Annotated in this window: 17 protein-coding genes and 8 pseudogenes; 17 read left to right on the top strand and 8 right to left on the bottom strand. The window is 58.1% G+C overall.

Features of this window, described 5'->3' with window-relative positions; translation table 11 throughout:
* Positions 1-32 precede the first annotated feature (32 nt).
* The 3 genes from E3W21_RS13480 to E3W21_RS13490 all read right to left on the bottom strand — a co-directional run bounded on the left by E3W21_RS13480 (position 33) and on the right by E3W21_RS13490 (position 4,010).
* On the bottom strand, positions 33-1,307 hold the full coding sequence (locus E3W21_RS13480) for an FAD-binding oxidoreductase (RefSeq protein WP_129444760.1): 1,275 nt from the start codon (positions 1,305-1,307) through the stop codon (positions 33-35).
* A 57-nt stretch (positions 1,308-1,364) separates the two neighbouring features.
* Positions 1,365-2,033 carry a haloacid dehalogenase type II gene (locus E3W21_RS13485; protein ID WP_129444761.1) on the bottom strand — a complete coding sequence of 223 codons (669 nt, stop codon included), beginning with the start codon at positions 2,031-2,033 and terminating at the stop codon, positions 1,365-1,367.
* 504 nt (positions 2,034-2,537) lie between these two features.
* The gene (locus E3W21_RS13490; protein ID WP_134420336.1) at positions 2,538-4,010 is read right to left on the bottom strand and encodes an aldehyde dehydrogenase; all 1,473 of its coding nucleotides are present in this window, start codon (positions 4,008-4,010) and stop codon (positions 2,538-2,540) included.
* A gap of 242 nt (positions 4,011-4,252) precedes the next feature.
* Here E3W21_RS13490 and E3W21_RS13495 point away from each other — a divergent pair, with 242 nt between their 5' ends.
* Together E3W21_RS13495 and E3W21_RS13500 are read left to right on the top strand one after the other, a co-directional pair.
* Positions 4,253-5,110, top strand: coding sequence for a GNAT family N-acetyltransferase (locus E3W21_RS13495; protein ID WP_134420338.1), 858 nt, complete (start codon positions 4,253-4,255; stop codon positions 5,108-5,110).
* Between the two features lie 42 nt (positions 5,111-5,152).
* Positions 5,153-5,866: a cupin domain-containing protein gene (locus tag E3W21_RS13500; RefSeq protein WP_134420340.1), complete on the top strand. Its 714-nt coding sequence runs from the start codon at positions 5,153-5,155 to the stop codon at positions 5,864-5,866.
* 27 nt (positions 5,867-5,893) lie between these two features.
* On the opposite strand, the gene E3W21_RS13505 is transcribed toward E3W21_RS13500, so the two are convergent.
* From E3W21_RS13505 to E3W21_RS13515, 3 genes and pseudogenes are all read right to left on the bottom strand, one after another.
* Entirely contained in the window at positions 5,894-7,120 is a 1,227-nt protein-coding gene (locus E3W21_RS13505; protein ID WP_134420342.1) for an RtcB family protein, read from the bottom strand.
* Between the two features lie 204 nt (positions 7,121-7,324).
* A complete protein-coding gene (locus E3W21_RS13510) occupies positions 7,325-7,540 on the bottom strand; it encodes a molybdopterin-binding protein (RefSeq protein ID WP_008145745.1) in 216 nt (71 codons plus the stop codon).
* A 150-nt stretch (positions 7,541-7,690) separates the two neighbouring features.
* Positions 7,691-8,548, bottom strand: a pseudogene (locus tag E3W21_RS13515) (OprD family outer membrane porin); the annotation flags it as partial.
* Between E3W21_RS13515 and E3W21_RS13520 the strand changes: the two are divergent.
* The 12 genes and pseudogenes from E3W21_RS13520 to E3W21_RS13575 all read left to right on the top strand — a co-directional run.
* Positions 8,548-9,078: pseudogene (locus E3W21_RS13520) on the top strand (substrate-binding domain-containing protein); the annotation flags it as partial. The pseudogenes E3W21_RS13515 and E3W21_RS13520 overlap by 1 nt on opposite strands.
* Before the next feature lie 91 nt (positions 9,079-9,169).
* Positions 9,170-9,929 (top strand): annotated as a pseudogene (locus tag E3W21_RS13525) (putative hydro-lyase).
* A 649-nt stretch (positions 9,930-10,578) separates the two neighbouring features.
* Complete coding sequence (locus tag E3W21_RS13530; RefSeq protein ID WP_129445168.1) at positions 10,579-11,598, top strand: substrate-binding domain-containing protein; 1,020 nt, start codon at positions 10,579-10,581, stop codon at positions 11,596-11,598.
* The gene (locus E3W21_RS13535; protein ID WP_134420344.1) at positions 11,586-14,606 is read left to right on the top strand and encodes an EAL domain-containing protein; all 3,021 of its coding nucleotides are present in this window, start codon (positions 11,586-11,588) and stop codon (positions 14,604-14,606) included. Before E3W21_RS13530 ends, E3W21_RS13535 begins: the two co-directional genes overlap by 13 nt.
* Positions 14,607-14,837: 231 nt before the next feature.
* Positions 14,838-15,749, top strand: coding sequence for a YeeE/YedE thiosulfate transporter family protein (locus tag E3W21_RS13540; RefSeq protein WP_134420346.1), 912 nt, complete (start codon positions 14,838-14,840; stop codon positions 15,747-15,749).
* Positions 15,746-15,946 (top strand): annotated as a pseudogene (locus tag E3W21_RS13545) (adenosine-specific kinase); the annotation flags it as partial. The gene E3W21_RS13540 and the pseudogene E3W21_RS13545, both read left to right, overlap by 4 nt.
* A 291-nt stretch (positions 15,947-16,237) precedes the next feature.
* Entirely contained in the window at positions 16,238-16,768 is a 531-nt protein-coding gene (locus E3W21_RS13550) for a DUF3455 domain-containing protein (RefSeq protein ID WP_256661557.1), read from the top strand.
* A 291-nt stretch (positions 16,769-17,059) separates the two neighbouring features.
* Positions 17,060-17,362, top strand: a pseudogene (locus tag E3W21_RS13555) (nuclear transport factor 2 family protein); the annotation flags it as partial.
* Positions 17,352-17,606, top strand: a pseudogene (locus E3W21_RS31765) (short-chain dehydrogenase); the annotation flags it as partial. The pseudogenes E3W21_RS13555 and E3W21_RS31765, both read left to right, overlap by 11 nt.
* Positions 17,603-18,852, top strand: a pseudogene (locus E3W21_RS13565) (NAD(P)/FAD-dependent oxidoreductase). The pseudogenes E3W21_RS31765 and E3W21_RS13565, both read left to right, overlap by 4 nt.
* A pseudogene (locus E3W21_RS13570) lies at positions 18,849-19,466 on the top strand (DUF1365 domain-containing protein); the annotation flags it as partial. The pseudogenes E3W21_RS13565 and E3W21_RS13570, both read left to right, overlap by 4 nt.
* 39 nt (positions 19,467-19,505) lie before the next feature.
* The gene (locus E3W21_RS13575; RefSeq protein WP_134420406.1) at positions 19,506-20,009 is read left to right on the top strand and encodes a DUF2878 domain-containing protein; all 504 of its coding nucleotides are present in this window, start codon (positions 19,506-19,508) and stop codon (positions 20,007-20,009) included.
* 1 nt (position 20,010) lies between these two features.
* On the opposite strand, the gene E3W21_RS13580 is transcribed toward E3W21_RS13575, so the two are convergent.
* Together E3W21_RS13580 and E3W21_RS13585 are read right to left on the bottom strand one after the other, a co-directional pair.
* On the bottom strand, positions 20,011-20,535 hold the full coding sequence (locus tag E3W21_RS13580; RefSeq protein ID WP_134420348.1) for a DUF3833 domain-containing protein: 525 nt from the start codon (positions 20,533-20,535) through the stop codon (positions 20,011-20,013).
* Between the two features lie 19 nt (positions 20,536-20,554).
* Positions 20,555-21,106, bottom strand: a complete 552-nt coding sequence (locus E3W21_RS13585) for a chalcone isomerase family protein (RefSeq protein WP_134420350.1) — start codon at positions 21,104-21,106, stop codon at positions 20,555-20,557.
* A 734-nt stretch (positions 21,107-21,840) separates the two neighbouring features.
* Here E3W21_RS13585 and E3W21_RS13590 point away from each other — a divergent pair.
* The 3 genes from E3W21_RS13590 to E3W21_RS13600 are packed head-to-tail and all read left to right on the top strand — an operon-like array spanning position 21,841 to position 24,617.
* Positions 21,841-22,692 (top strand): sugar phosphate isomerase/epimerase, encoded by an 852-nt coding sequence (locus tag E3W21_RS13590; RefSeq protein ID WP_134420352.1) that lies wholly within the window; start codon positions 21,841-21,843, stop codon positions 22,690-22,692.
* A 14-nt stretch (positions 22,693-22,706) separates the two neighbouring features.
* On the top strand, positions 22,707-23,777 hold the full coding sequence (locus E3W21_RS13595; protein ID WP_134420354.1) for an isopenicillin N synthase family oxygenase: 1,071 nt from the start codon (positions 22,707-22,709) through the stop codon (positions 23,775-23,777).
* A 45-nt stretch (positions 23,778-23,822) separates the two neighbouring features.
* Positions 23,823-24,617 (top strand): ABC transporter substrate-binding protein, encoded by a 795-nt coding sequence (locus E3W21_RS13600; protein ID WP_134420356.1) that lies wholly within the window; start codon positions 23,823-23,825, stop codon positions 24,615-24,617.
* The last annotated feature ends 13 nt before the right edge of the window (positions 24,618-24,630 follow it).

Below are 24,630 nucleotides of genomic sequence, written 5' to 3' on the forward strand. Positions count from 1 at the left end.
AACGCAAACGACGGTGACGCCACAACATCAACTCAATGCAAATAATCCTGGAAGCGGTAATAGGCACCTACGAACGGCAGGAACCACGGTTTGCCGAAATGGCCAGGAATCGCCGGCCATTCGAGTTCACGCCAAGGGTTGGCTTCGACGTTGCCGGCCATGACATCGGCCATGACCTGGCCCATGTGCACCGACATCTGCACGCCATGGCCGCTGTAGCCCATGGAGTGATAAACACCGCCGTGCTGACCCGCCCGAGGCAGTCGGTCTGAGGTCATGTCCACCAGCCCGCCCCAGCAGTAGTCGATCTTCACGTTGGCCAACTGCGGGAACATCTGCACCATCGCCGCGTGCAGCACCTTGCCGCTTTTGGCGTCGTTGACGCTGTCCGACATGGCGAACCGCGCACGGCCGCCAAACAGCAGGCGATTGTCCGGGGTGAGGCGGAAGTAGTTACCGATCATGCGGCTGGTGACATAGGCGCGGCGGCCCGGCAACAACTGCTCGATCAGCGACGGTGGAAGGACTTCGGTGGCGATGACAAAACTGCCCACCGGCACGATCCGCCGCCGATACCAGCCCAAACCACCGTGCTGACAGGCGCCCGTGGCCAATAACACCTGACCGGCGTGCAGCGATCCTTTGCTGGTGTTGACCTGATAACCGCCGGCCTGGGCTTTCCAGTCAGTGACCGAAGTGCCTTGATGGATCAGCGCGCCGTGACGTGCCGCTGCCTCGGCCAACCCGACACCGAAGCGCCCGACATGCATCTGCACGCCGTTGCGCTGCAGCAAGCCACCGTGGAACTGCGCGGAATTGACTTCCGCGCGGGTCTGCTCGGCGGTCAGCAATTCGACGTCGGCATCGACTTCCTTGCGAATCAGTTCGCAGGTCCGTGCCAGCCCTTCGTAGTGCATGGGCTTGGCGGCCAGTTTGAGCTTGCCGTTGCGAATCAGGTCGCAGGCGATTTGCTCCTGCTCCACCAACGACACCACGCTCTGCACCGCGCTTTCGTAGGCTTGGTAATAAGCCCGTGCCTTGTCGGCACCGAGGCTGGCGCTGAGCCCGGCGTAGTCCTGGGCAACGCCGGTGTTGCACTGGCCGCCATTGCGCCCCGACGCTTCACCGATGACCCTTCCGGCCTCCAGCACCACCACACTGGCGCCCTTCAAGGCCAACGCCCGGGCCGCCGCCAGGCCGGTGAAACCACCACCGACGATGGCCACGTCGACCTGCCCGGGCAATGCGCCGAACTGTGCACCGCTGAACGCCGGTGCGGTGTCGAGCCAGTAGGATTCACTGCCCATGTCTAACCCGCCTATGCCAAAAAAAGAATGCGTTGAAGAGCGCCGTTACCGTTCGACTCAGAGACCAACCAGTGCGGCCAGCCCGCCAATATCGGTGATCTGCTGGTAGCCGTAGAAGGCATTGGCCGGGACTTCGTGACCACGGGCGACGAAGGCCTTGTTCTTGATCTTCATGTCGTGGGCCGGCATCAGGTCATAACGGAAGCTGGAGGACACATGCAAGATGTCTTCCGGTCCGCAGTTGAGGTTGTCGAGCATGTACTCGAACGCGGCCAGACGCGGCTTGTAGGCCTGGGCCTGTTCGGCGGTAAAAACCTTGTGGAACGGTGCGCCGAGTTTGTCGACGTTGGACATGATCTGGCTGTCGCTGGCGTTGGAGAAAATCACCAGCGGGATCTTGTCGGCGATTTTCGACAGGCCGGCCGGCACATCGGGGTGCGGGCCCCAGGTCGGTACGGCGTCGTAATACAGTTGACCTTCGTCACGGTACTCGATGCCCCAGCGCTTGCAGGTCCGCGCCAGTGCGGTCTTGAGGATTTCGTCATATGGCATCCAGTCACCCATGACCTGGTCCAGGCGGTAGGCCGAGAAGTCCTTGACGAACTGATCCATCTGCTCGGGCTTCACGCGATCGGCGAACAGCTCGCGAGTCATCGTGCCCATGTGGAAGTTGGTCAGCGTACCGTAGCAGTCGAACGTAATGAATTTGGGGCGAAGAAAGCTCATTGAGTGCGGTCCTGAAGTTCGTTGAGGTCATGGCGTGACAAGCATTCGCTCCGTTACCGAAGCTGTGATGCAACGCTGCAGCACACCGTCATTACAACACTGTGAAATCAGCAGATGGCGTTAAAAGCGACCTTCGCTCGATACAAACCACCGTTTTGGCGCCTGCCCTCAGCAGACTTTGCGGCGCGCACAAGCCTTGGGCAAACCCCGTATTTGTGCGCTCTTATGGGCCTTTATAGCCCTGCAAGGCCCGATCACGCACCGATCTACCGCAGAACCTGCGCCGGGCTGAACGAAAACGGGCGCTTCCTTGCGGAAGCGCCCGTTTGGGTGCTGATTCAAACGTGGCGAATATCTGGAGGTTGCTGAGAACCTGTGGGAGCGGGCTTGCTCCGGGCGGCGATCCGACGAAGGCGGTGTGTCAGGCAGCATTGATGTCGACTGACACTCCCTCTTCGTCGGATCGCCGCCCGGAGCAAGCCCGCTCCCACAGGGGGATTTGTGTTATTGCACGATATCGATCAGCACACTCTTGAAGCGTAAATTGGCTTCGAACGCTTCGCGCCCCAGGTCCTTGCCGATGCCGGAGCGTTTGTAGCCGCCGGTCGGCAGGATGTAGTCGTTACTGCGCCCGTAACGGTTCACCCACACCGTCCCCGCCTCCAGCCGCCGGACCAGGCGCAGGGCGCGATTGATATCGGCGGTGTGTACACCCGCCGCCAAGCCGTAGGTGGCGTGCGCGGCCAGGCTCAGCGCCTGTTCTTCATCATCGAATGCCTGCACCGTCAGCACCGGGCCGAAGATTTCTTCGCAGACGGCCGGGCTGTCATTGTCCAGCCCCGTCAGCAACGTCGGTTGGTAATAAGCGCCGCCCAGACCTTCAAACACTCCGCCGCCGGTCAGCACTTCAGCACCAGCCTGACGCGAGCGTTGGACGATACCGTCGATGCGACTGGCTTGCAGTCGGGAAATGATCGGCGACAACGTGCTCTCGGATGACCAGGTCGGCCCCGGGTGTAGTTCCTCGAAATACGCCTGCAAATGCGCAACAAAGGGTTCCAGGATCGAGCGCTGGATCAACAACCGCGAACCGGACACGCACACCTGCCCGGCGTTACCAGTGATGGCCAGTGCCACAGTGCGCGCGGTTTTGGCGATGTCCGGTACATCAGCGAACACCAGTTGTGGGCTCTTGCCGCCGAGTTCCAGGGTCACCGGTTTCGGCCCCACCAGCGCACAGGTCGACATGATGCTCGACCCGGTCGCCGTGGACCCGGTGAACGTCACTTTGGCCACTCGCGGATGGCGGCACAAGGCATCGCCCGTGATGCGGCCATCGCCCTGGATAACGTTGAAAATCCCCGCCGGAATGCCCGCCTGCAGTGCCAGTTCGGCAAAGCGCAGGCTGGAGAATGGCGTCAGCTCCGAAGGTTTGAGCACCACGGCATTACCGGCTGCCAACGCCGGGGCCACCTTCCAGGAGGCCATGCTCAAGGGGAAATTCCACGGTGCGATGGCGGCAATGACGCCGTAGGGCTCGGCGATCTGCATACCCAGTCTATCGGTCTGGGTCGCTGCCACGTGACCGCCATGCTTGTCCGCCAGTTCGGCGAAGAAGCGAATGCCTTCGGCGACATAAGGAATGTCCCAGGCGATCACATCTTTATGAGGACGCGTCGAGCCCACGGCTTCCAGCGGTGCCAGAATGGCGGCGTCCGCCTCGATCAGATCGGCCCAGCGGCGCATCACCCGCGCTCGCTCCCGGGGTGGACGGCTGGCCCAGTCACTGCGGTTGAACGCCTGCCAGGCATCAGTGACCGCCTCATCCACCAGGTCGGCATCGGCGATTGGCAACTGAGCATAGACCTGGCCGTCAGAGGGGCGCACCACCTCCAGCCCGGGTTGCGCATCGCGGTACTTTCCAGCAATGAAGTGAGCGCTGCGCACAGCGATAAGGCGGGGATCGAAGCTATCCATGGAGCACTCCAAATAAGGGACGACGCGTCGTGAACTCAGGTCTCCATCGTAGAAAAAAAGCCCTGGCATTTGCTGCCGACCTTGCGGTGCATTTAAGTAGTAAGTGTGGTCTGCCGGCCTCGGGCTTGCGGAATCTGCCGAATGCTCCAGCCCCCCTTGTCAGGCCTTCGCACAGATGGGATACAGGCACCATCGCGCTGGAAATCCGGCCGCTCGCGCTAACTGTCCAACGGAGACTCGCCATGTCCGCCTTGCAACAACCTGCTTATGTCTATCGGCCAATGACGGCCGCCGACCTGCCCTCGGCCCACGCCTTGTCCGTGCAGTTGAAGTGGCCCCATCGCCTGGACGACTGGGCGATGCTGCAACGGGTCAGCGACGGCTTTGTGGTGCTGGATGGCGAGCGTGTGATCGGCACGGCATTCGCCTGCCCCCAGGGTGGCTTCACCACCATTGGCCTGGTGATTGTCAGTGATGACTATCAAGGCAAAGGCATCGGCCGCAAGCTCATGGAACAGGCACTGGATGCCTGCCAGTCACGCACCCCGATGCTCAACGCCACACTGGCCGGCGCACCGCTTTACGCCAGCCAGGGCTTTGTCGAATTCGGCCGGATTCAGCAGCATCAGGGCAACGTCAATGCACCTGCACCCGCCGCACTGGCCGACGGCGAACATTGCCGTGCACTGAACGCGGCGGATCAGGCTCGCGTGCTGGCTTTGGCCAACGCCGGCAGCGGGCTGGATCGCGAAGCAGTGCTCGCGGATCTGTTTGAAGTGGTCGAGCATTCGGTGGGGATCGAGCGCGACGGCCAGTTACGCGCCTTCGCCTTGCTGCGCCCCTTCGGCCGTGGTCGTTGCATCGGCCCGGTCGTCGCCGAAAACCTCGAACAGGCTAAACACCTGATCGCCGTGTTGCTGGCGCACGTACCGGACGCCTTCGTACGCATCGACATTCCGGCAGACAGCGGCCTGGCCGAATGGCTGCAGTCGGCGGGTTTGAAGCAGGTCGATACCGTGGCGCAAATGACCAAGGGCACGCCACCGCAAACAGCCAATGGCGTCCAACAGTTCGCACTGGCGACTCAAGCCATTGGCTGACCGCTATCCCCCACAGTCCTTTTTTTTAGGAGCGTCACCCGTATGTCTGAACCTACCGTTCTGCTGTTGGCTCGCGCCGACGGCAGCCGCGTCACCACGTCTTTTACAGCAGCGTCTTTGGGTGCTTTCGATCCGTTCAAGGACGGTCGCCAGCTGGCCTATAACGGCCCGGATGGCGTATCAGCGGGCATCGTGCACATCAGCGGAACGCTCGATAGCAATGACTTTCCGCACACCGAAGTGATCGTGGTCCACGCCGGCCACGTCGTGCTGCAATCCGAAACGCAGACGCTGGAATTGGGTGTCGGGGCCAGCGCCGTGATAGGTCGCGGGACATCGCTGCGACTTCAGGCTCATGCTGATGCGTGCTGGGCCTTTTGTGCAGTCACAAGCCCCGCCGCAAACCCGACACCCGGCCTGACCGCGCTCGACCCGCTGGACATGCTCTCGCCTTCGGTCGCACCGGAACCGCAGATTTTGATAGGGCCGACGCCGCAGTGCCGGTCACACAATGCCTTCGAAGACGACGCCACCCACCTGCGCGTCGGCGTTTGGGATTCGACACCGTATGAGCGTCACGGCCGGCCCCACAAACTCCATGAGCTGATGAACCTGATCGAAGGCAGTGTCACCTTGCTGGCGCCTGATGGAACGAGCGTGGAGGTCAACACCGGCGACAGTGTGTTTGTGCCGCTCGGTGCACCGTGCGCGTGGAAAAGTACGCGGTATGTGCGCAAGTTCTATGCGGTGAAGTAGTGCAAGGCATACCCGTGCCCATTTTTCCTATCCTTTTACGCACACCACCTGACGCAAGGTGTGCAGCACCTCCACCAGCTCGCGCTGGGCGTGCATGACCTGGTCGATGTCCTTGTAGGCCATCGGAATTTCATCGATGACGGCAGCATCCTTGCGGCACTCCACGTGGGCGGTGGCTCGGATCTGATCTTCGACGGTAAACAGGCTTTTCGCCTTGGTACGACTCATGGTGCGGCCGGCGCCGTGGCTGCAGGAGCAGAATGAATCCTCGTTACCCAGCCCACGGACGATGAAGCTTTTGGCGCCCATCGAGCCCGGGATAATCCCCAACTCGCCCTTCTTGGCCGACACCGCGCCTTTGCGGGTGACCAGAATATCCTGACCAAAATGCCGCTCTTTTTGCACGTAGTTGTGGTGGCAGTTCACCGCTTCCAGCGCAACCTCGAAGGGCTTGCTGATCACTTTTCGTGTCGCCTGAATCACCGCTTGCATCATCAATGCACGGTTCTGCCTGGCAAAGTCCTGAGCCCAGCCGACCGCTTCAACGTAGTCAGCGAAGTGCCGGCTGCCCTCTTTAAAGTAAGCCAGGTCACGGTCCGGCAGATTGGCGAGGTGCTGACGCATATCCGCCTGGGCCATTTGAATGAACAGGTTGCCGATAGCGTTGCCGACGCCACGGGAACCGCTGTGCAGCATGAACCACACCCGGTTGGTTTCATCCAGGCACACCTCGATGAAGTGGTTCCCGCTGCCCAGCGTGCCCAAGTGCCCACGGTTATTGGTGTTGGCGAGTTTCGGGTACTTGTCGGTGATCGCCTTGAACCGTGGGTCCAGTGCCGCCCAAGCCCGGTCCGCCTGATGCGGAACGCTGTCCCAGGCGCCCTTGTCCCGACCGCCGCGCCCACTGGTGCGACCATGGGGCACCGCTTTCTCGATCGCGCAACGCAAGCCATGCAGGTTGTCTGGCAAATCACTGGCAGTCAGCGACGTGCACGCGGCGATCATGCCGCAACCAATATCCACTCCGACGGCGGCCGGAATGATCGCGCCGACCGTGGGAATCACGCTGCCGATGGTCGAGCCCTTGCCCAGGTGTACATCGGGCATCACGGCCAGATGCTTGAAGATGAACGGCATCTTGGCGGTGTTCATCAATTGCTGTCTGGCTTCGTTTTCTACCGGAACGCCTTCGGTCCACAGCTTGATCGGTTTGCCGTTGGCGACTTCCAGCAGTTGGTAGGTATGTGCTTGCATGACTTCGATTCTTTTCGATTGGCCGATTGTTCGGCGTTGTTCTGGCGCCTGAGGTGAAAAAGGTATAGCAGCCGACGCGCCAGCTTTGATTTTCCTACTTCGCGGAAAAAAGGGGACAAATTTATTTACTCACTGATAACAGAAACGCCGCTCAGTGAGCGGCGTTTTTTGTGGGTTCTGCAGGAGTAACGAATAGGCACTCTTTCAGAGCTTGGCGATCGAGACTTCGGTGGATTTGACGAAGGCAATCACCTCGCTCCCCACTTTCAATTCAAGATCGCGCACTGAACGGGTGGTAATCACCGAGGTGACGATGCCGGAGGCGGTTTGCACATCGATTTCGGAGACCACTTCGCCTGTCACAATTTCCTTGATGACACCCTTGAACTGGTTGCGGACGTTGATCGCTTTGATGGTCATGATGAGGCTTCCTGTCTGATGTCGAATACATCCGCACGGATGTGCAGGCCTTCAAAATGAACCTCCCGAATCAATATTAAAAGGAATATATATTGATTTGTTTATTCCTCAATAGAATATACAAGCCGATATCCGCTCCCTGAAAATCATCTACCACAACGCCATGGTATAGCTGACGATCAGGCGATTCTCATCCAGGTCATTACCGAAGTTCGAGCGCACTGACGCGTTGCGCCATTTGAGGCCGAGCCCTTTCAACGAACCGTCCTGAACCACGTAAGCGATATCGGTGTTGCGCTCCCATTCCTTGCCTTCACCCGGCGCAGTGCGTTGCACATTGTCGCCAGAGATGTAGCGCGTCATGAAGGTCAATCCCGGCACACCGAGTGCGGCAAAGTTGTAGTCGTAACGCGCCTGCCAGGAATGTTCGTCGATGTTGGCAAAGTCACCGATCTGCACGAAGTTGACCAGGTACGGATCGCTGCGCCCGATATACGGAAACGGATCGTCGCCGCTCATGCTCTCATAGCCAAAGCCCAACGCATGGCCACCCAGGCTATAGGTGAACATCGCACCGAAGGCCTGGTTATCGATATCTCGAAAGTTGCCGTCTTCGGTGCTGCGCGCATAGCGTACGTCGCTCTTGAGCGACTGGCCGGCGCCCAGGTCCAGCAAGTGCACAAGCCCGAGGTAATTTTGCTGGTAGATGTTTTCCAGCTGGCCGTAGCGGTACTGCGCGGTCAGGTTCGGCAGGAACTGATAGTCCGCCCCGGCAAACTGAAACTTATCGCTTAGCCCGCCGATGCGATTGGTGGTCATGTCTTGATAGTCGGTGGAGTCGACGAAGTTGATCTGTGTGAGTTGACCGGCCGTGAGCTTCAAACGATCGATTTCCTGCACATTCACCAGTCCACCCTTGAACGTGCCCGGCAGCAGGCGGGTATCGTTGGAATTCACCACCGGGTCTTTGATTTGCAACGTCCCGAACTTCAGGGTGCTGTTGGACACTGGACATCGTTTTCCAGACGGACCTGATCCGCCACGAAAGCGTGCGCAACCTCGAACTGGCGCACTATCCCATGCACTGGATCGCCGCCAGCAACTCGATCTACGCCCGGCCTTATGCCTCGCTCGCCGAGATGGCCGGCGAGCGCATCATCACCTTCGTCAAACACTCACGACCGCATCAGGATGTGCTCAACCTGCTGCACGCCCATGGCATCGGCGCACCGCGCGTCAGTTGCGTCAACTCGGTGTCGGCCATGACCCGGCTGATTCGTGACGGCTTCGGTATCGGTGCGTTGCCGGCGGCACTGGTGGCCAAACCCCCGGCCAGCGGCGAGTTGATCCAGCTGGATCCCGGCAGCCGCTTGCCGCAACTGGATGTCGTGGCCTCGTGGCGTACCGGGGTCGGGCTGGAGCTGATCGAGAATATTGTCGAGATGAGCCGCCAGGTGGTCTGCCAATACGCTGCGGATGTGGGTCCGTTACTCATGGTGGCGGCGCCGGGCCTCGACAGCCGACTGCCCCCTGAATAACTTTTAGTTGTTTGGGGGCAACAAGATTCCTTGTTGGACGGCATTACCGTGGTTTTCTAAAAAGGGTCAAAGAACCTGCCGAGATGCCATGATGAATCAACCCGCCCCGTCCTTCGAACAACTGCAGCGCAGCACCCCTCTCGCCCTGCGCCAAAGCATCGCCGCCGGGCACTATCAGGGTCACACCAGCGGCCTGGCCCAAGGCCGGGTGCAAGCCAATATCGTGATGTTGCCCAGTGATTGGGCCAATGAATTCCTCAGGTATTGCACCCTCAATCGTAAGGCCTGCCCGTTGCTCGACATTACCGAGCCAGGCGATCCGTACTTTCGCAATCTCGGGACAGCCATTGATATTCGCCACGACGTACCCCGCTACAGGGTCTATCGCCATGGCGAACTGAGCGATGAACCGCTGGATATCGAGCACCTTTGGCAGGATGACCTGGTGGCCTTCGCCATTGGCTGCTCGTTCTCCTTCGAACAACCGCTGCTGGACCATGTACCAGACCAACATCGACACGCGCCCCACCGCTCGCCTCGGTGGCAAGCTGGTGGTGAGCATGCGGCCGATGAAAGCTGCTGCCGCCATCCAGGCCATTCAAATCACCGCACGCATGCCCAACGTCCACGGCGCTCCCGTGCACATCGGCGATCCGTCGCTGATCGGCATCCACGCGCTCAACACCCCGGACTACGGCGATGCCGTTCCCATTGAAGCTGACGAAATACCGGTGTTCTGGGCGTGCGGCGTGACGCCTCAATCGGTGGTGCAGGCCTCACGCCCGCCACTGTGCATCACCCATGCGCCCGGTTGCATGCTGGTGACGGATTTGTACAACAGTGCTTTGTAAAGGCGTGGGTGTGCTTGAGTTCAGGGGGGGTGCCGGAACAAAAAAGAGGCCGAAGCCGTAATGCCAATCAGTTAAGGAACGAAACAATCCATAGCAGCTGGCGAAGCCTGCGTTCGACTGCGAAGCAGTCGTGAAATCAGACGATACGGTGTTTCAGGAAGACCGCAAACTCGGGTTTTACGACGGCTGCGCAGCCGAACGCAGGCTTCGCCAGCTGCTACGGATCGCGTTTTGGCTGTCGTTTTTTTTACCTGGTGTATATGCAAAGTCGAAGCCTTGTAAAACCACTCAATGTAGTCAACGATGCAATCGGCCTTCGTCCCTTGTTTTGTGCCATGGACCCTGCCCCATTTCCTGAATGGTCAGGACTAAAGTTCGCGCACATTACCCACAAAAGACCTGATGACAGCAGAACCGACTATCCTTTCGGACAGTGAACGCTGCACTCTTGGCAAAAAGGGACGCCATGCCAGACCATGATCGCGCCATCGGCTCCAGACCCGGCATCACATGCGGTGATCGAACCTGTCTGATCAGGTCCGGGCTACCCTGGATGGCTTCAATTACGGCTTTCTGTCTTTTCACGGCAACTCCCGGATTCGGCCAGAACCTGCCAACCGCCGCGGGTGTCGAAAACGCCACGGTTACGGTGATTCAAGCGCAGGAAATCGTTTCCAGGGCCACCCTCGAAGCCGTTCGCTGGAGCGGCCCTGAATCCGGCCCGCAAGCCCTGCGGGGCAAGAGCATCGCCTTTGTCGCAGAAGATTTGCGTAACGGAGGAATTGTCGGTGTCGCGCAGGGCGCTCGCGAGGCAGCCAAGGCGATGGGCTGGACGCTGAAGATATTCGATGGCGCGGGATCATCGGCCGGGCGCGCCAAGGCCTTTTCCGATGCCCTGGCAGCGAAACCCGACGGCCTCATTCTGTGCGGCTCCGATGCCCTTGAGAACAATACGGCGCTGACCCTCTTCGCCAACAGGGATGTGCCAGTGGTTGGCTGGCACGCCGGGGCACGACCCGGGCCGATTGACGGCACGCCGGTGGCCATGAACGTCACGACCGACCCGCTCGAAGTGGCTCGCCTCACGGCCATGGCGGCAGTGGCACAGTCAAACGGACAGGCCGGCGTGGTCATCCTCACCGACTCCAAGTACAGCATCGCCATGGCGAAAGCCAAGGCCATGGAAAACGTCATTCGGGCCTGTCGGGAATGTACGTTGCTGGAAGTGCGCGATGTCGCGATCTCCGAAAGTGGCGAGAAGATGCCGGCGATCACCAAGGAGCTGCTTCAGCGCTATGGCAAGCGCTGGACCCACACGCTGGCCATCAACGATATCTATTTCGACTACTCGATCGCCTCATTGACCAACGCCGCAATACCCAGCGACGGCATCAGTCTGTTGTCTGCCGGTGATGGCAGCGCTTCGGCTTTCTTGCGCATACAGGCAAAAACCTACCAGACCGTCACCGTGGCCGAGCCGCTCAACCTGCATGGCTGGCAAGTGATGGATGAATTGAACCGGCTGTTTGCAGGTCAGCCGGTGAGCGGCTTCGTCGCGCCGATTCACCTGGTCAATGCCGACAATATCGCCTTCGACGGCGGGAAGAAATTCCAGTACGACCCTGACAATGGCTATCGAGACATCTATCGCCACCAATGGAATCCCTGAGATTGGACGTTATTTCCCGGCTCGGACGCCAGCTATTGCCGCAATCGCTACGCGCACAGTTCACACTGGCGTTTCTGACGCTGGCGCTACTGATTCTGGCGAGTGGTGCAACTGCGGTCTACGCCTTGCGCACGTCAAACAGCGCAACCCGCCAGCTGACGGATGAACGACTGGTCCGCATGCAAGATGGGCAAGACATGCTGCAGCGTACGTTGCTGATCGAACGCCAGACCGATCAGCTTCTGACAACCCGCTCCCCCGACACCCTGCGTTCAAGCTATGCGGCGACCGTCGAACAGCTTGAAGCCCTTGATCAACTGGTGCAGCAGCTGACTGCCGCGAACAGTGGCGTGGCGATACTCGACATGCATCAGTCGAGTCAGATGTTCCGCAATACCGCCAACATCGTTGCGCAACTGCGAGAAAGCCTGCTGCAAACCGAGGTCACCTTCGAGCAAACCATGGAGGATCACACCACCCGGTTAACCGCGCCTCAGACCCGGGCCAGCCTGGAACTGGCGATGTTACTTTTCGATCTGCCGCAGGCTGTTGATAGTGATGCCGTGCAACGGCTGCAGATCCGCTATGAGCGCCTGTCACGCACCGCAGGCAAGTTACCCGACGCTGATGTGGAGACGCCCGATCTCTTCTCCCTGCGCCTGAGGCTCATCAATCAGCACAGCGTCATACGGCGCTTCAATGAGGAACTGAAGAATGAGGCCGGGGTTCTGGTCGCGGTGGCCCGTGCGCAATCCAGTGCTTACACCGAAGACTATCGCGAAGCCCTGCAGCGCCTGGTCGAGGCCTCAAATCGTAGCCAGCAATGGGTGCTGATCATGTTGGGGGTCAGCCTGGTGTTCGCCTGGTTCGTGACCCGGGTTTTCATGGGCCGTCATGTGCTCGTGCGTCTGAATGAAATAAGCCGGCAATTGCGTCAGGAACACACTGACAATACGCATTTGATGATGGCGGAACATGGGAAGGACGAGATCGGCAACATGGCTCGCGCGGTGAATCAATTCCTCGAAGACCGACTTCAGCTGGAAAAAAGAACGGTCCAATTGAGTATCGCCACAGAGCGGCTCGCCCTGCAAAACAGCCGATTAGAGCAAGAAGCCGTCATTCGTGCCGGACAACGTCATGTCCTGGAACTGATCGCCAGGAGCACCGAGCTTGCAGAAGTCCTCGACAGCCTGGCTCACCTGGTGGAGTCCCAACTGAAGGGGATGATGGTGTCCATCCTGGTGCTGGATGAGGATGGCAAGCACCTGCTGCACGGGGCTGCCCCCAGTTTGCCGAAAGCCTATAACCAGCTCATTGACGGGATTGCAATCGGTCCGAACGTCGGTTCATGTGGCACCGCGGTGTATCGACGAGAACCGGTCATCGTCACGGATATCGAGCTGGATCCGCTGTGGGAGGAGTACCGTTCAGCCGCTGCGCCCTATGGATTTCGCGCCTGCTGGTCGACGCCGATTCTGTCCCATGAGCGAAAGGTATTGGGTACGTTTGCCTTGTATTCCAACACCGTACGCAGCCCCAGCTCGACCGAGACGCGACTGATCGACATGGCGACACCGCTTGCCGGCATTGCGATAGAACGCCAACTGACCGAAAAGCGCATTCGCTATATGGGCGACCATGACGCACTGACCGGGCTACCGAATCGCACACTGCTCGAAGACCGTCTCAAGCAGGCAATACTTTATGCTCAGCGCTACAGCCGCCTGGTGACGGTGGTATTTCTCGATCTGGACAAATTCAAACTGGTGAATGACAGCCTTGGGCACAGCGCTGGAGACGAACTGCTGAAAACCGTCGCCCAGCGCATGCTGGAGTGTGTACGCCGCACCGACACCGTCGTGCGACTGGGTGGCGACGAGTTTGTGATCATCCTGTTCGACCAGCCCTCAGACCTCGACGGCGTTACTCCAGCCCTGCACAAAATCCAGGAAGCCATCCTGCGGCCGATTCAGCTCAGCGGACATACACTCCACGTCACCTGCAGCATGGGGTTGGCCACCTACCCTGCCGACGGCAGCGATACCGACACGTTGCTCAGCAACGCGGACGCCGCCATGTACCGGGCCAAGGAGCTGGGTCGCAACAGTTATCAGTTCTATACGAGCGAGATGAATAACAAGGTTCAGGGCAAGCTCGCCATGCAAGACGGGCTTCGAAACGCACTCAACCATGACGAGTTCCTGCTGCTGTACCAGCCACAGGTGGATTTGCAGTCAGGTCAGATTATCGGCGTAGAGGCACTGATCCGCTGGCGGCACCCCGAACTCGGCATCGTGTCTCCAATCAAATTCATTCCGCAGGCCGAAGAGACCGGGTTGATCGTGCCCATCGGCGACTGGGTGGTCCATACCGCGTGCAGACAGAACAAGGCCTGGCAGGACGCAGGCTGGCCCCCGATCACCATGTCGGTGAATATTTCAGCACGCCAGTTCATCGAAAGGGACCTGATCGATCGGGTGAGGCATGCCTTGCAAGAAACTGGACTGGACCCGATGTACCTTGAGCTGGAGCTGACCGAAAGTCTGATCATGCAAGACCTTCAGCAAGCCATCAGCAAAATGAAGGAACTGCAATCTATGGGGATCAGTCTCTCGATCGACGACTTCGGCACCGGCTACTCCAGCCTCGCAGCATTGAAAAGCTTCCCGATCGCGAGACTCAAGATCGACCAGTCTTTCGTGCGCGATCTGCCCGACAACGAGAACGACAAAGCCATCGCCACCGCAGTGATTTCGTTGGGGCACAAACTGAACCTCAAGGTCATTGCCGAAGGTGTCGAAACCGAAGTGCAGCAAACCTTTTTGCGTGAAAACGGCTGCGATGAAATTCAGGGCCACTTTTTCAGCAAAGCGGTCAGCGCAGAGGAAATCAGTGTGTTACTGCGTACGCCCCGGTTGCCTCAACCGAGCCGCATTGCGAGCCCTGACTCGGTAAGGCGAAAACGCGATGTAAAACGCCCACGCAGTCCAATGCCCGGGCATTAATACTGCGCAGGGCCCATACCCAATCTTTCAACAGTAAAGTCGCGACGTTACCGATCGGCGACAGCCCGCATAGCTGCCGTTAGTGACGGGCAGCTATCGGCCACTAGGGACTGTGTCTACCATTCACGACTGGCAGCAATCGGCTGTGTCAGATACACAGTTAGCCTGATCGAGAGCTACGCTAATGCCTAGTGAGGCCCCGTCCATCCAAATCAGCAGTGGCGCACGAACATGGTTTTCTCTTTACTGATGGCGTTGGTATTAGCGTTCCTGATTGGCTGGGTTTCGCAGCGTATGGGTATGTGTCTTGTCAAAGCGAGCGAACAATTGCTGGCGGGGCGCCCGACGTTGTTTGTGGCACTGACATCGTGTGGATTGTTCGGGTTGATGCTGGCCCCGCTCTATCGTTTCTCCGAGGTCAGCCTGCCGCTGTACTCGCCTGGTATTTCCTATCCTTCACTGGTTTCGGGAGGCTTGTTGTTCGGGGTGGCATCGGTGCTGAACAACGGTTGCAGCGTAGGCACGCTAACCAAGTTTGCCTGTGGCAATTTCAATAAACTGTTCACGATGATCGGTTGGGTCCTGGGGATCGTGCTCTGGTATTACATGCGCATGATGCCCGAACAGAAGACCATTCTGATGCCGGAAATTTCCAGCCGCCATTACTGGCTGTTGATCGGTGTAGTGGCGCTGGTGCTGATATTTTTGGTCGGCATACATGGTAATAAACACCTGGTGCTCTCCAGTATGCTGCTGGGTGCGTTGACGAGTGCGCTCTATACGTTCGAGCCGTTATGGACACCTAGTGTGTTCTTTTACAATGTTTCGCAGATGTTCTGGCAAGCCGACATGGCAATCAGCGCCCGGCGTATTGCGGTGTTTGTTATGTTGCTGGCAGGCATGCTGAGTTTTACCCTGTACAGGAAAACGTTCCGTTTCGAGGCCTTTACCCCATCAAAGGCTGGCGTTCATTTGTTGGCGGGTATTTTGATGGGGATTGGGGCTTCGATGATGCTCGGCGGTAACGACTCGCAAATACTGTTGGTGTTCCCAACACTGGGCGTTGCTTCAAGCATTCCACTGGTGTCGATTGCCACAGGCATTCTGGTGTCATTGTGGTGCAAAAAACGCAGTACGAGTTGAACACCCTCAAGATGGTTCCAGAGGTGTGCCGTATTTTTTGTGTAACAGCCAATCCAACTGAAGTGATTCTCGCTGAGACGGAACAAGGGCGAGCGATCCTGGGCGTAGTGGATGGCTTCTGTGCCAATGACGTTGAAGGCGATGAAGACATCCTGTGGCGCAAGAACTTGTTGCGGCAGATTGGCTACAAGCTGTGAATTGCAGAGCGAGCATTTCGTGGGAAAGGGACTGGTTTGACTTCGTCTGGCTGAACATCTGCAAAGTGTCGATTGGAACTGGTCGCTGACAGCCGCTTTCGACTCAATATAGACGGTGACGACAGACAGAAAACGGCCACTAGCCGACACTGATACAGCGATCAAGCAATAACGTTACACACCTTCCGGCACTGATACTTTTTCAACTAGCTGCATCCAGTTCGTCCTCCAGTGGGTAGTACAGGTAGTAGCCATAGCTGCTGAACTGATCACCTTTCTGGAGAGCTTTGCATGAACGCTAAACGAGTCCTGGGCATTGTCAGTACTACGCTTGCTGCGACCTGCTTGTTGGTCACAGTCCCAGCTGCCTATGCCCAAACAGATCTGCCCGACAGCATCAAGGTCCCTGACGGTCACAAGGTCGCGCTGGAGACCGTGGGCGTGGGCGTGGGCGTGGGCGAAATCATGTATGAGTGTCGCGACAAAGCGAACGCCGCTGGCCAGACTGAATGGTTTTTTGTCGGGCCTAAAGCGGTATTGAATGATCGCAGCAGCAAACAGGTCGGCTACTTCGGGTCGCCTGCCACCTGGCAAGCCAAAGACGGCTCTAAAATCACCGGGGCGCAACTGGCGGTTGCACCCTCAGGTACTGGTGACCTCCCTTATCAGTTGGTCAAGGCCAACTACGCCTCTAACACCTCATTATCGGGCAAAGCGCCCTACGCACATGCGCAAAAACCTACCTGCCCCCACCACCCAAGCCAGCGCAACGATCCGAAGAGACATGTTTTGTCTTCAGTGAAAAGGAACTGGTCCTGCTGAGCACTCATCAAATGGCCGCCCGCAGAAATAGTTGTACAAAAAAATTTACTTGTACAGCATGCACCCTATTCTTTAAAAAGCTGTACAAGATGCTTCGAGCCGTACAAGAAAAAAAGGGGGTGATTTCCATGGTCGACACCACAGACACCGGCAAAATCGGGATCAGCACCTCATCCAAGCGAGGTGACCCATTTGGCATAGCGAATTGCCCAGGGCAGACTCTCAACGTCGCCAGAAGACACCAGCGGACGCTGAATTCGACCAAGAATCTGCCGGCAGTGGAGACGCAACGTGTCTGACTTCCTGCGATGTTTCGCCAACGACTTCGCGGCGCTGGACGCCAGCAATTTGCACAAACTTAAGGAGCTGTACAGTCACGATGTGCGCTTCAGTGATCCGCTACATGAGATCCAAGGCCTAACAGCGCTGCAAGATTATTTTACAGAGCTATACGCCAACGTCAGCGAGCTAGGTTTCACGTTTGACGGCTACGACCAGGTGCAAGACGGCATCGGTTACCTACGCTGGACCATGCATTATCACCATCCTCGCCTGCGCCGTGGCCAACTGATAGAGGTTGTTGGTCGACGTCACCGTTGTCAGCCCGGGCTTCGTCGATACGCCGCTCACGCAACAGAACGACTTCCCAATGCCTATGCGTTGGCCGGTCAACAAGGCTGCTGTCTATATCACCACTCGGCTGGAAAGACGACCGCTAGAAATCGCATTTCCCGGGCCATTTATCGCCGCCCTACGCGTATTAGCGATATTGCCTCAACGCCTGCAACTGACGCTGGGCAAACTCATGGCGCGTCCCGCCACAGAAGAGTCTTCATGAAAATAGCCATCATCGGTAGCGGTATTTTCCGGTCTGACCTGCGCCTACCTGCTCAACCGTCAGCACGATGTCATGGTGTTCGAGGCGAGTGACTGGATCGGCGGCCACACCCATACTGTTGACGTTGAAGTAAAGGGCGAACGCTATGCCATCGATACTGGTTTCATCGTCTTCAACGACTGGACCTATCCCAACTTCATCCGTCTGCTGGATCAACTCGGCGTGGCCTCGCAGCCCACCGAGATGAGTTTCTCAGTTCAGGATCCGCGCAGCGGCACCGAATACAACGGCAACAACCTCAACAGCCTGTTTGCCCAGCGGCGCAACCTACTCTCACCCAGCTTCTGGGGCATGCTACGCGACATCTTGCGCTTCAACCGCGAAGCCTTGCGTGACCTGCGCGAACACCGCATAACCGCCGACACCACCCTCGGAGCCTACCTGCGGCAAAACGGCTACGGTCTGCGTTTTATCGAACATTACATAGTCCCTATGGGGTCGGCGATCTGGTCGATGTCACTGGGCAATATGCAAGGTTTTCCGCTTCAGTTCTTCGTGCGCTTCTGTAAAAATCACGGGCTCCTGTCGGCTACCCATCGGCCGCAGTGGCGTGTGGTCAGCGGCGGCTCGCGCAGTTATGTAGCGCCGCTGAGCGCCGGCTTTGTCGAGCGTGTCCGCCTCAACTGTCCGGTGTATCGTGTGGTACGTGACATGGCAGGAGTGAACCTGCACAGCTCCGCCGGCAACGAGCGCTTTGACACCGTGGTGTTCGCCTGTCACAGCGACCAGGCATTACGCCTGCTGGCGGCTCCCAACCAAGCCGAGCGGGGAGATACTCGGCGCACTGCGTTACGCCGAGAACGACGTGGTGCTGCACACCGACACCCGTCTGCTGCCGAACCGCCGCCTAGCCTGGGCAAGCTGGAATTAACGCCTCGGCGGCTCAGCCCAGCAACCGGCCGCTGTCACCTACAACATGAATATCCTGCAAGGGTTCCAGAGCGACACCACCTTCTGCGTTAGCCTAAACCAGACCGCGGCCATTGACCCGAGCAAAATCCTCGACCACTTCCGCTACGCCCATCCGCAATACAGCCAAGCTGGATTGGTCGCCCAGGCACGCTGGCAAGAACTACAGGGTGCTCAACACAGCTACTACTGCGGCGCCTACTGGGCTAACGGCTTCCATGAGGACGGAGTGGTGAGCGCCTTGCGCGTGACGGCTGCTTTCGGAGAACAACTGTGAACAGCGCGCTGTATCGCGGCTGGGTCAGCCACCGTCGGCTGCTGCCGCGCGCCCATGGGTTTCGTTACCGTATGGGTATGCTCTACCTGGATCTTGCGGAACAACCGAAGGTGCTGGGCTTATCGTGGCTGGCCGGACATTCGCGCTGGGCCGCCTTCGCCTTCCGCGAAACCGACTACCTGCCGCACGCCACGCGTCAGGGTATGACGCTGAGCGATGCCGTACGCCAGCGCGTGGAGCAAGCCCTCGGGCACGCCCCGCAGGGACGAATCTGTCTGCTCACCCAGCCGCGTAGCTAGGGGCTTTCCTTTAACCCGATCAGTCTTTTTTACTGCTTCGAAACGGACGGCAGCTTGGCTGCAATTCTCTGCGAAGTCAGTAACACCCCTTGGCGAGAGCGTTACCACTACGTACTGCCGACCCATGCGACCGGTGAGTCACGCCATAGGGTCGCCAAGAGCTTTCACGTCTCGCCCTTCCTTCCTCGCGATCTGGAGTACCGCATGCATTTCTCTGCTCCCGACCAAAAGCTGCACGTGACCATGCAGGACTGGCAGGGCGAGCAAAAAATGTTTGAAGCTGGCCTGGGCTTGGAGCGCATCGAACTGACGCGCCAAACCCGGGGCACGACCGCAGCCCTTCGGCCTAAAGGCATGAGCGAGCGGGGCCAGTTGTTGCTGAACGCAGGGCTGTTCCAACTCGGCTGGTTCGCCTGCGTGTTTGGTGCGCAACGGCCATGGCTGCTGCTGATTGCAATCGCCTGCCTAGCTATACACCTGCTTTGGATTGCCAACGACCTTAATGAGTGGCGCAGTCTGTTACGGGTGGCAGCCTGCGGTTGGGTCCTGGACAGTGTCCTATTGCACCTCGGGCTGTTCTACTTTTCCGGTGCCGCTACTTTTCTGCCGCTGTGGCTGGCAATGCTATGGCTGCTTTTCGCCAGCACTTTGCGTCACAGCCTGAGCTGGACGAAACGGCCTTGGTGGATGGGCAGCCTACTAGGGGCCTTAGGCGGTCCGCTCTCCTATTTGGGAGGCGCTAAGCTAGCAGGCGTGGGTCTGCCGCTAGGTGTTTGGCCCAGCGTTCTGCTACTCGCATTGATATGGGCGATGTTGATGCCGGCGCTGCACTGGATGGCCGGACAGCATGCACGTTGACTCAAGACTGCTTGCGGAAGAACAAGGTGATCTGGCCTACCTCCACCCCGAACTTGGTCATGAACGAGCGATTGATCATGGTGTTCTTGTCTAATAGGTACATCCAGTCGTCTAAGTGAACCTGATACTCCTTGCCATCCACCGGTACGTTCAGCACATATTTCCAGCGCAGTGTATTGCCTGCCACCTCACCACGCGCCTCGCCCACCACGTCGCCAGCGGTTCCGCGCCATTGACTAGGGCCAGCGGGGGTTAGAGTCCAAACCCGTTTTTGCTTGGTACCGTCGCTGTAAGTGAATGATTCGTCGAGGATCAGCCTATTGCCTTCGGTGTGGCCATTGATCTCAACGTGGAAGCGCTTGGTTACCTCGCCTGAACGCTTTTGAAACATACCCCAGGCTTCGACCCGGCCCTCGAAGAATTCGCGCAACTCAAGCGTGGGCGTCTCCTGGCTGTAAGTGTGCACATCCACCCGGCTGCAACTTGTAAGGCCAATGCATAGCAGCAGCATCCATATCTTCAACATGCGAATTTCCTCAACGGACTCAGGGTTTAACTGCACCCAGCAATTGGGCGCGCAGCTCCGGGTTGCGTGTTCGGGGGTCAAGCCAGATCGCAAAAAAGGCTTTGGCGAACGCATCATCCCTCACCACATGTTGTAGGTTCTCGCCAACGTAAAAACGTGCGCCCTCTCCAGGGATATAGACTCCGGTGATGCGGTCACCGGCGCGCACATCGACAAACGCCTGCTGCATCTCCCGCTCCCAGCGGGCCATCAACTCTGAATTCAGGGAGTTGGGCGACAAGCGACGGATTTCCTTGATGCTGGCCTCAACCAGATCATCGCGACTAATGGCACGACTGTAGGTCAGCTCTAGCGCAAAAGGCACATCTGCACCCAGTGGTTCTCCGGCAATCAGGCGTGGGCTCCATAACTGCGCGCTGTAGATGGAGAAACCGAATACACGCATCTCCCCGCTACCCAACCGACGAGAATCGGGTAACGCCTCGCGCCAATCAGCAAATAGTTCAGCACTCTGGAGCATCAGCACAAGACAGATAAGGTGGCGGATTAAGCGGTCCGTCTGCATGGTCATGCAAAGACCTCGATAGGACTCAATGGACACCTTTAAAAGTTATACTAAATAATTATTTTGTACAGCTCTTAAACTGGCCTTATCCCCCACCAAAACGGACAACAATGTCTTGTTCAAATGATGCAATTGCCAAGCGCCTGAACTCCCTCGGCAAGCGATAATTGAAAGCGTTGTGCAGACGCTGCTCGTTGTAGTGTTCGAAAGCAATTGTCAGGTTACGCAGCGCCGGTTCTCGACCCGGCTTGGGCATGCGCTGTTTTGACGAGGCGACTTCTTTATTACTGTCTTGCGGGACATCAGAGGCTGCTGGCTGGCTCAGATTTAAACTTGGTATCGATCGCGGTCAGTCATGACAGGCGGAAATCGGCCAGAAACAGACCATCAACGCCCCAGTTTCGCTTGGGACTCTTCAAAATAATGCCGTAACAATGGCACACCTCGCTAATAGCCAGCGTAGACAACTACTCGCCCATAAAATCCCTCTTGAAAAGCGCGATAAATAGCTAGCTATTTGTTGACGAAAGTCTGAAGTATTCATTTGAATTTTCAGATTCTTCCACCCCGCCGCCTATGCCTAACATCGGCTCCACAGCGAACCAGCCTCGGCACCGCTTAGTGGGACCCATCAGGCAGAGACCCGGCTCAAAAATCCTGTGCCGTTGCTGGCCCTTGATCGCCGACTGGCTTTGTCGAAGTGCTTTTGCAGTAGGCCTAGGGATTTTTGAGGATCACCGATGAAGCTGGAAATCTTCCGCACGCTGTGGGGTTACACCGCCAGCAAGGCCCAAGCGCTTGAAGAGCTGCTGCAGGCGGGCTTTGATGGAATGGAAGCACGTCTGCCACTGGACGCCCGTGAACGGGCTGAGTTCTCCGCCTTTCTCCAGGCCAATCGCCTGGGTTACATCAGCACAGTCTTCACGGCGTACGATGTGCTGCCGGAGCAGTCGGCGACCCCTGCCGTTCACCTCATTGACCTCGATCAGAAACTTGCATGGGCCGCCGAGCTCGGCCCACGTTTTGTCAACGTACTGGCGGGCAATGATCGCTGGTCGTTGCCACAACAAGTGGAGTTCTTCGGTCAGGCACTGGAACTGGCGCGCAAGCACGGTCAGGTCTGCAGTTTCGAAACCCACCGCTCGCGCTCGCTGTTCAACCCCTGGGTGACCCTGGAGTTGATCCGGCAACTGCCCGATCTGTTGTTCACCAGTGACATCAGCCATTGGGTCGTGACCTGCGAGCGTCTGTTGAATGACCCGGCCGATGATCTGAGCGCTTTCATCGAGCGGGTTCACCATATCCAGGCACGGGTCGGTTACGACCAAGGCCCGCAGGTTCCGCACCCGGCGGCGCCCGAATATGCAAAAGAACTGGCTTTCCATCAGCAGCACTGGGAAAGCATCTGGCGCTCGCAGCAAGCCCGCGGTTACCAGGTCAGCACCCTGACCCCGGAATTCGGCGCCGACGGCTACCTGCATCATTTGCCCTTCACCAATGTACCGGTTGCCGATCTGTGGTCATTGAACGTGTGGATGGGCCAGACCGAGCGCGAACACTTCGAGCGTTTCCACCACTCAAGCAATCCTTAGGGAGCCGATGCGTCATGCCTGACAATAAAAACAACAGCGCCAGCACTGACACACACAAAGCCAACTTCAATAGCATCCCGGTGGTCAACATCGCCGGTCTGTTCAGCTTCGAACTGGAACACCGCTTGGCCGTGGCCCAACAATTGGGGCGCGCTGCCAGCGAAGTCGGGTTCCTCTATATCACCAATCACGGTATCGACCCGCAACTGATCGCCAACCTGCGCAAGGCTGCCAAGGACTTTTTCGACCAGCCCTTCGACACCAAGATGCGGCACTACATCGGCACCTCGCAAACCCACAAGGGCTTTGTACCCGAAGGTGAAGAGGTCTATTCCAAAGGCAAGCCGGACCACAAGGAAGCCTTCGACGTCGGCTTCGAAGTCCCGGCCGATGACCCGCTGGTGCTGGCCAACACCCCGTTGCTGGGGCCCAACGACTGGCCGCAGCTGCCGGATTTCAAGGCGTCGGTGCAGGCCTACTATGAAGCGATCTTCGCCTTGGGCCGGCGCCTGTTCGGTGGCTTTGCCCTGACCCTGGGCCTGGAAGAAAACTATTTCGACAGCCTGGTCACCCGCCCGCCGTCCAAGCTGCGCCTGATCCACTACCCCTTCGACGGTGCCGCCCATGACGCACCGGGTCTTGGCGCCCATACTGATTATGAGTGCTTCACCATCCTCCTGGCCGACAAACCAGGCCTTGAGGTGATGAACAACCTTGGACAATGGATCGATGCACCACCGATTGCCGATGCCTTTGTGGTCAACATCGGCGACATGTTGGAAGTGATGACGGCAGGCGCATTCGTTGCCACTGCGCACCGGGTGCGGAGCGTGAAGGAGGAGCGTTATTCCTTTCCACTGTTTTATGCCTGCGACTATCACACCCAGATCAAACCACTGCCCGGGTTCGCCCAGGCAGGCAACGACTACGAAGAAATCACGATCGGCGAACACATGTATGGCCAGGCACTGCAGACCTATCAGTATCTGCGCCAGAGGGTGGCCAATGGGGACGTTCAACTGCCAGGCAAGGCACGCAAGCCCGCCAGTTTCGGACATTTGAAAAATCAGGCTCAACCGTCCTGATTGAAGTTTTCAGTTACCCCTTACCTACGCCGGAGTCAGTAAAAAATGAAAAACAATAAAAAAAACCTGTTGAACTTGGCTGTATTGGCAGCCGGTATGCTCGGTGCCTCGGTGAGCATGGCCGCATCAGACACGTTCAAGGTCGGCATGGAAATCACCTACCCGCCCTTCGAGTCCTATGACAAAGACAAAAACGTGGTGGGTTCGGACCCGGAACTGGCAACGGCCCTGGCCAAGCACATGAACGCCAAGGTGGAGTTCGTCGACACCAAGTTCCCGAGCCTGATCCTGGGCCTGAACTCCGCCAAATACGACGCGGTCATTTCCGGCATGTACATCACACCGGAGCGCCAGACTCAGGCCCAAACCATCGCCTATGCCAACACCGGTGCCGCGGTCATGGTGCCCAAGGGCAGCGAGATCAATGCGAAAAAACCTGAAGACCTGTGCGGCTTGAAACTGGGGCTGGAACAGGGCACCACCTGGGTCAGGGAATTCAAGAAGCTCTCCGATGAGTACTGCGTGCCGAACAACAAAGGCGCCATCACCGTCAGCGAGTACCCCTCGGCGCCCGAAGTGACCCAGGCCCTGTTGTCCAAGAACATTCAGGCCCAGGTTGAAATCGCTGGCGCTGCAAAAATGATCGCGGAAAAGACCAATGACCGGGTAGTGATCACCACGGAAAACCCGATCTATCAGCAAACCCTGGGTATCTTCGTCAAAAAAGGTAACGACGAAACATTCCAGGCCGTGCAAAAAGCCTTCGAGGAGACCAAAAAGAGCGGTGAATACGCCTCTATTCTTAAGAAATATGGCTTGGAAGAACCGACTGCCAACTAAGAACGTGTCCTTG

The organism is Pseudomonas sp. F01002 (genome assembly GCF_004402115.1).
GTDB classification, from domain to species: domain Bacteria; phylum Pseudomonadota; class Gammaproteobacteria; order Pseudomonadales; family Pseudomonadaceae; genus Aquipseudomonas; species Aquipseudomonas frigoris.

Bases quoted from the DNA above. Each gene is read 5' to 3' on its own strand.
- E3W21_RS13480 (WP_129444760.1), bottom strand. From the start codon at position 1,307: ATGGGCAGTGAATCCTACTGGCTCGACACCGCACCGGCGTTCAGCGGT.
- E3W21_RS13485 (WP_129444761.1), bottom strand. From the start codon at position 2,033: ATGAGCTTTCTTCGCCCCAAATTCATTACGTTCGACTGCTACGGTACG.
- E3W21_RS13490 (WP_134420336.1), bottom strand. From the start codon at position 4,010: ATGGATAGCTTCGATCCCCGCCTTATCGCTGTGCGCAGCGCTCACTTC.
- E3W21_RS13495 (WP_134420338.1), top strand. From the start codon at position 4,253: ATGTCCGCCTTGCAACAACCTGCTTATGTCTATCGGCCAATGACGGCC.
- E3W21_RS13500 (WP_134420340.1), top strand. From the start codon at position 5,153: ATGTCTGAACCTACCGTTCTGCTGTTGGCTCGCGCCGACGGCAGCCGC.
- E3W21_RS13505 (WP_134420342.1), bottom strand. From the start codon at position 7,120: ATGCAAGCACATACCTACCAACTGCTGGAAGTCGCCAACGGCAAACCG.
- E3W21_RS13510 (WP_008145745.1), bottom strand. From the start codon at position 7,540: ATGACCATCAAAGCGATCAACGTCCGCAACCAGTTCAAGGGTGTCATC.
- E3W21_RS13535 (WP_134420344.1), top strand. From the start codon at position 11,586: ATGGAATCCCTGAGATTGGACGTTATTTCCCGGCTCGGACGCCAGCTA.
- E3W21_RS13540 (WP_134420346.1), top strand. From the start codon at position 14,838: ATGGTTTTCTCTTTACTGATGGCGTTGGTATTAGCGTTCCTGATTGGC.
- E3W21_RS13550 (WP_256661557.1), top strand. From the start codon at position 16,238: ATGAACGCTAAACGAGTCCTGGGCATTGTCAGTACTACGCTTGCTGCG.
- E3W21_RS13575 (WP_134420406.1), top strand. From the start codon at position 19,506: ATGAGCGAGCGGGGCCAGTTGTTGCTGAACGCAGGGCTGTTCCAACTC.
- E3W21_RS13580 (WP_134420348.1), bottom strand. From the start codon at position 20,535: ATGTTGAAGATATGGATGCTGCTGCTATGCATTGGCCTTACAAGTTGC.
- E3W21_RS13585 (WP_134420350.1), bottom strand. From the start codon at position 21,106: ATGACCATGCAGACGGACCGCTTAATCCGCCACCTTATCTGTCTTGTG.
- E3W21_RS13590 (WP_134420352.1), top strand. From the start codon at position 21,841: ATGAAGCTGGAAATCTTCCGCACGCTGTGGGGTTACACCGCCAGCAAG.
- E3W21_RS13595 (WP_134420354.1), top strand. From the start codon at position 22,707: ATGCCTGACAATAAAAACAACAGCGCCAGCACTGACACACACAAAGCC.
- E3W21_RS13600 (WP_134420356.1), top strand. From the start codon at position 23,823: ATGAAAAACAATAAAAAAAACCTGTTGAACTTGGCTGTATTGGCAGCC.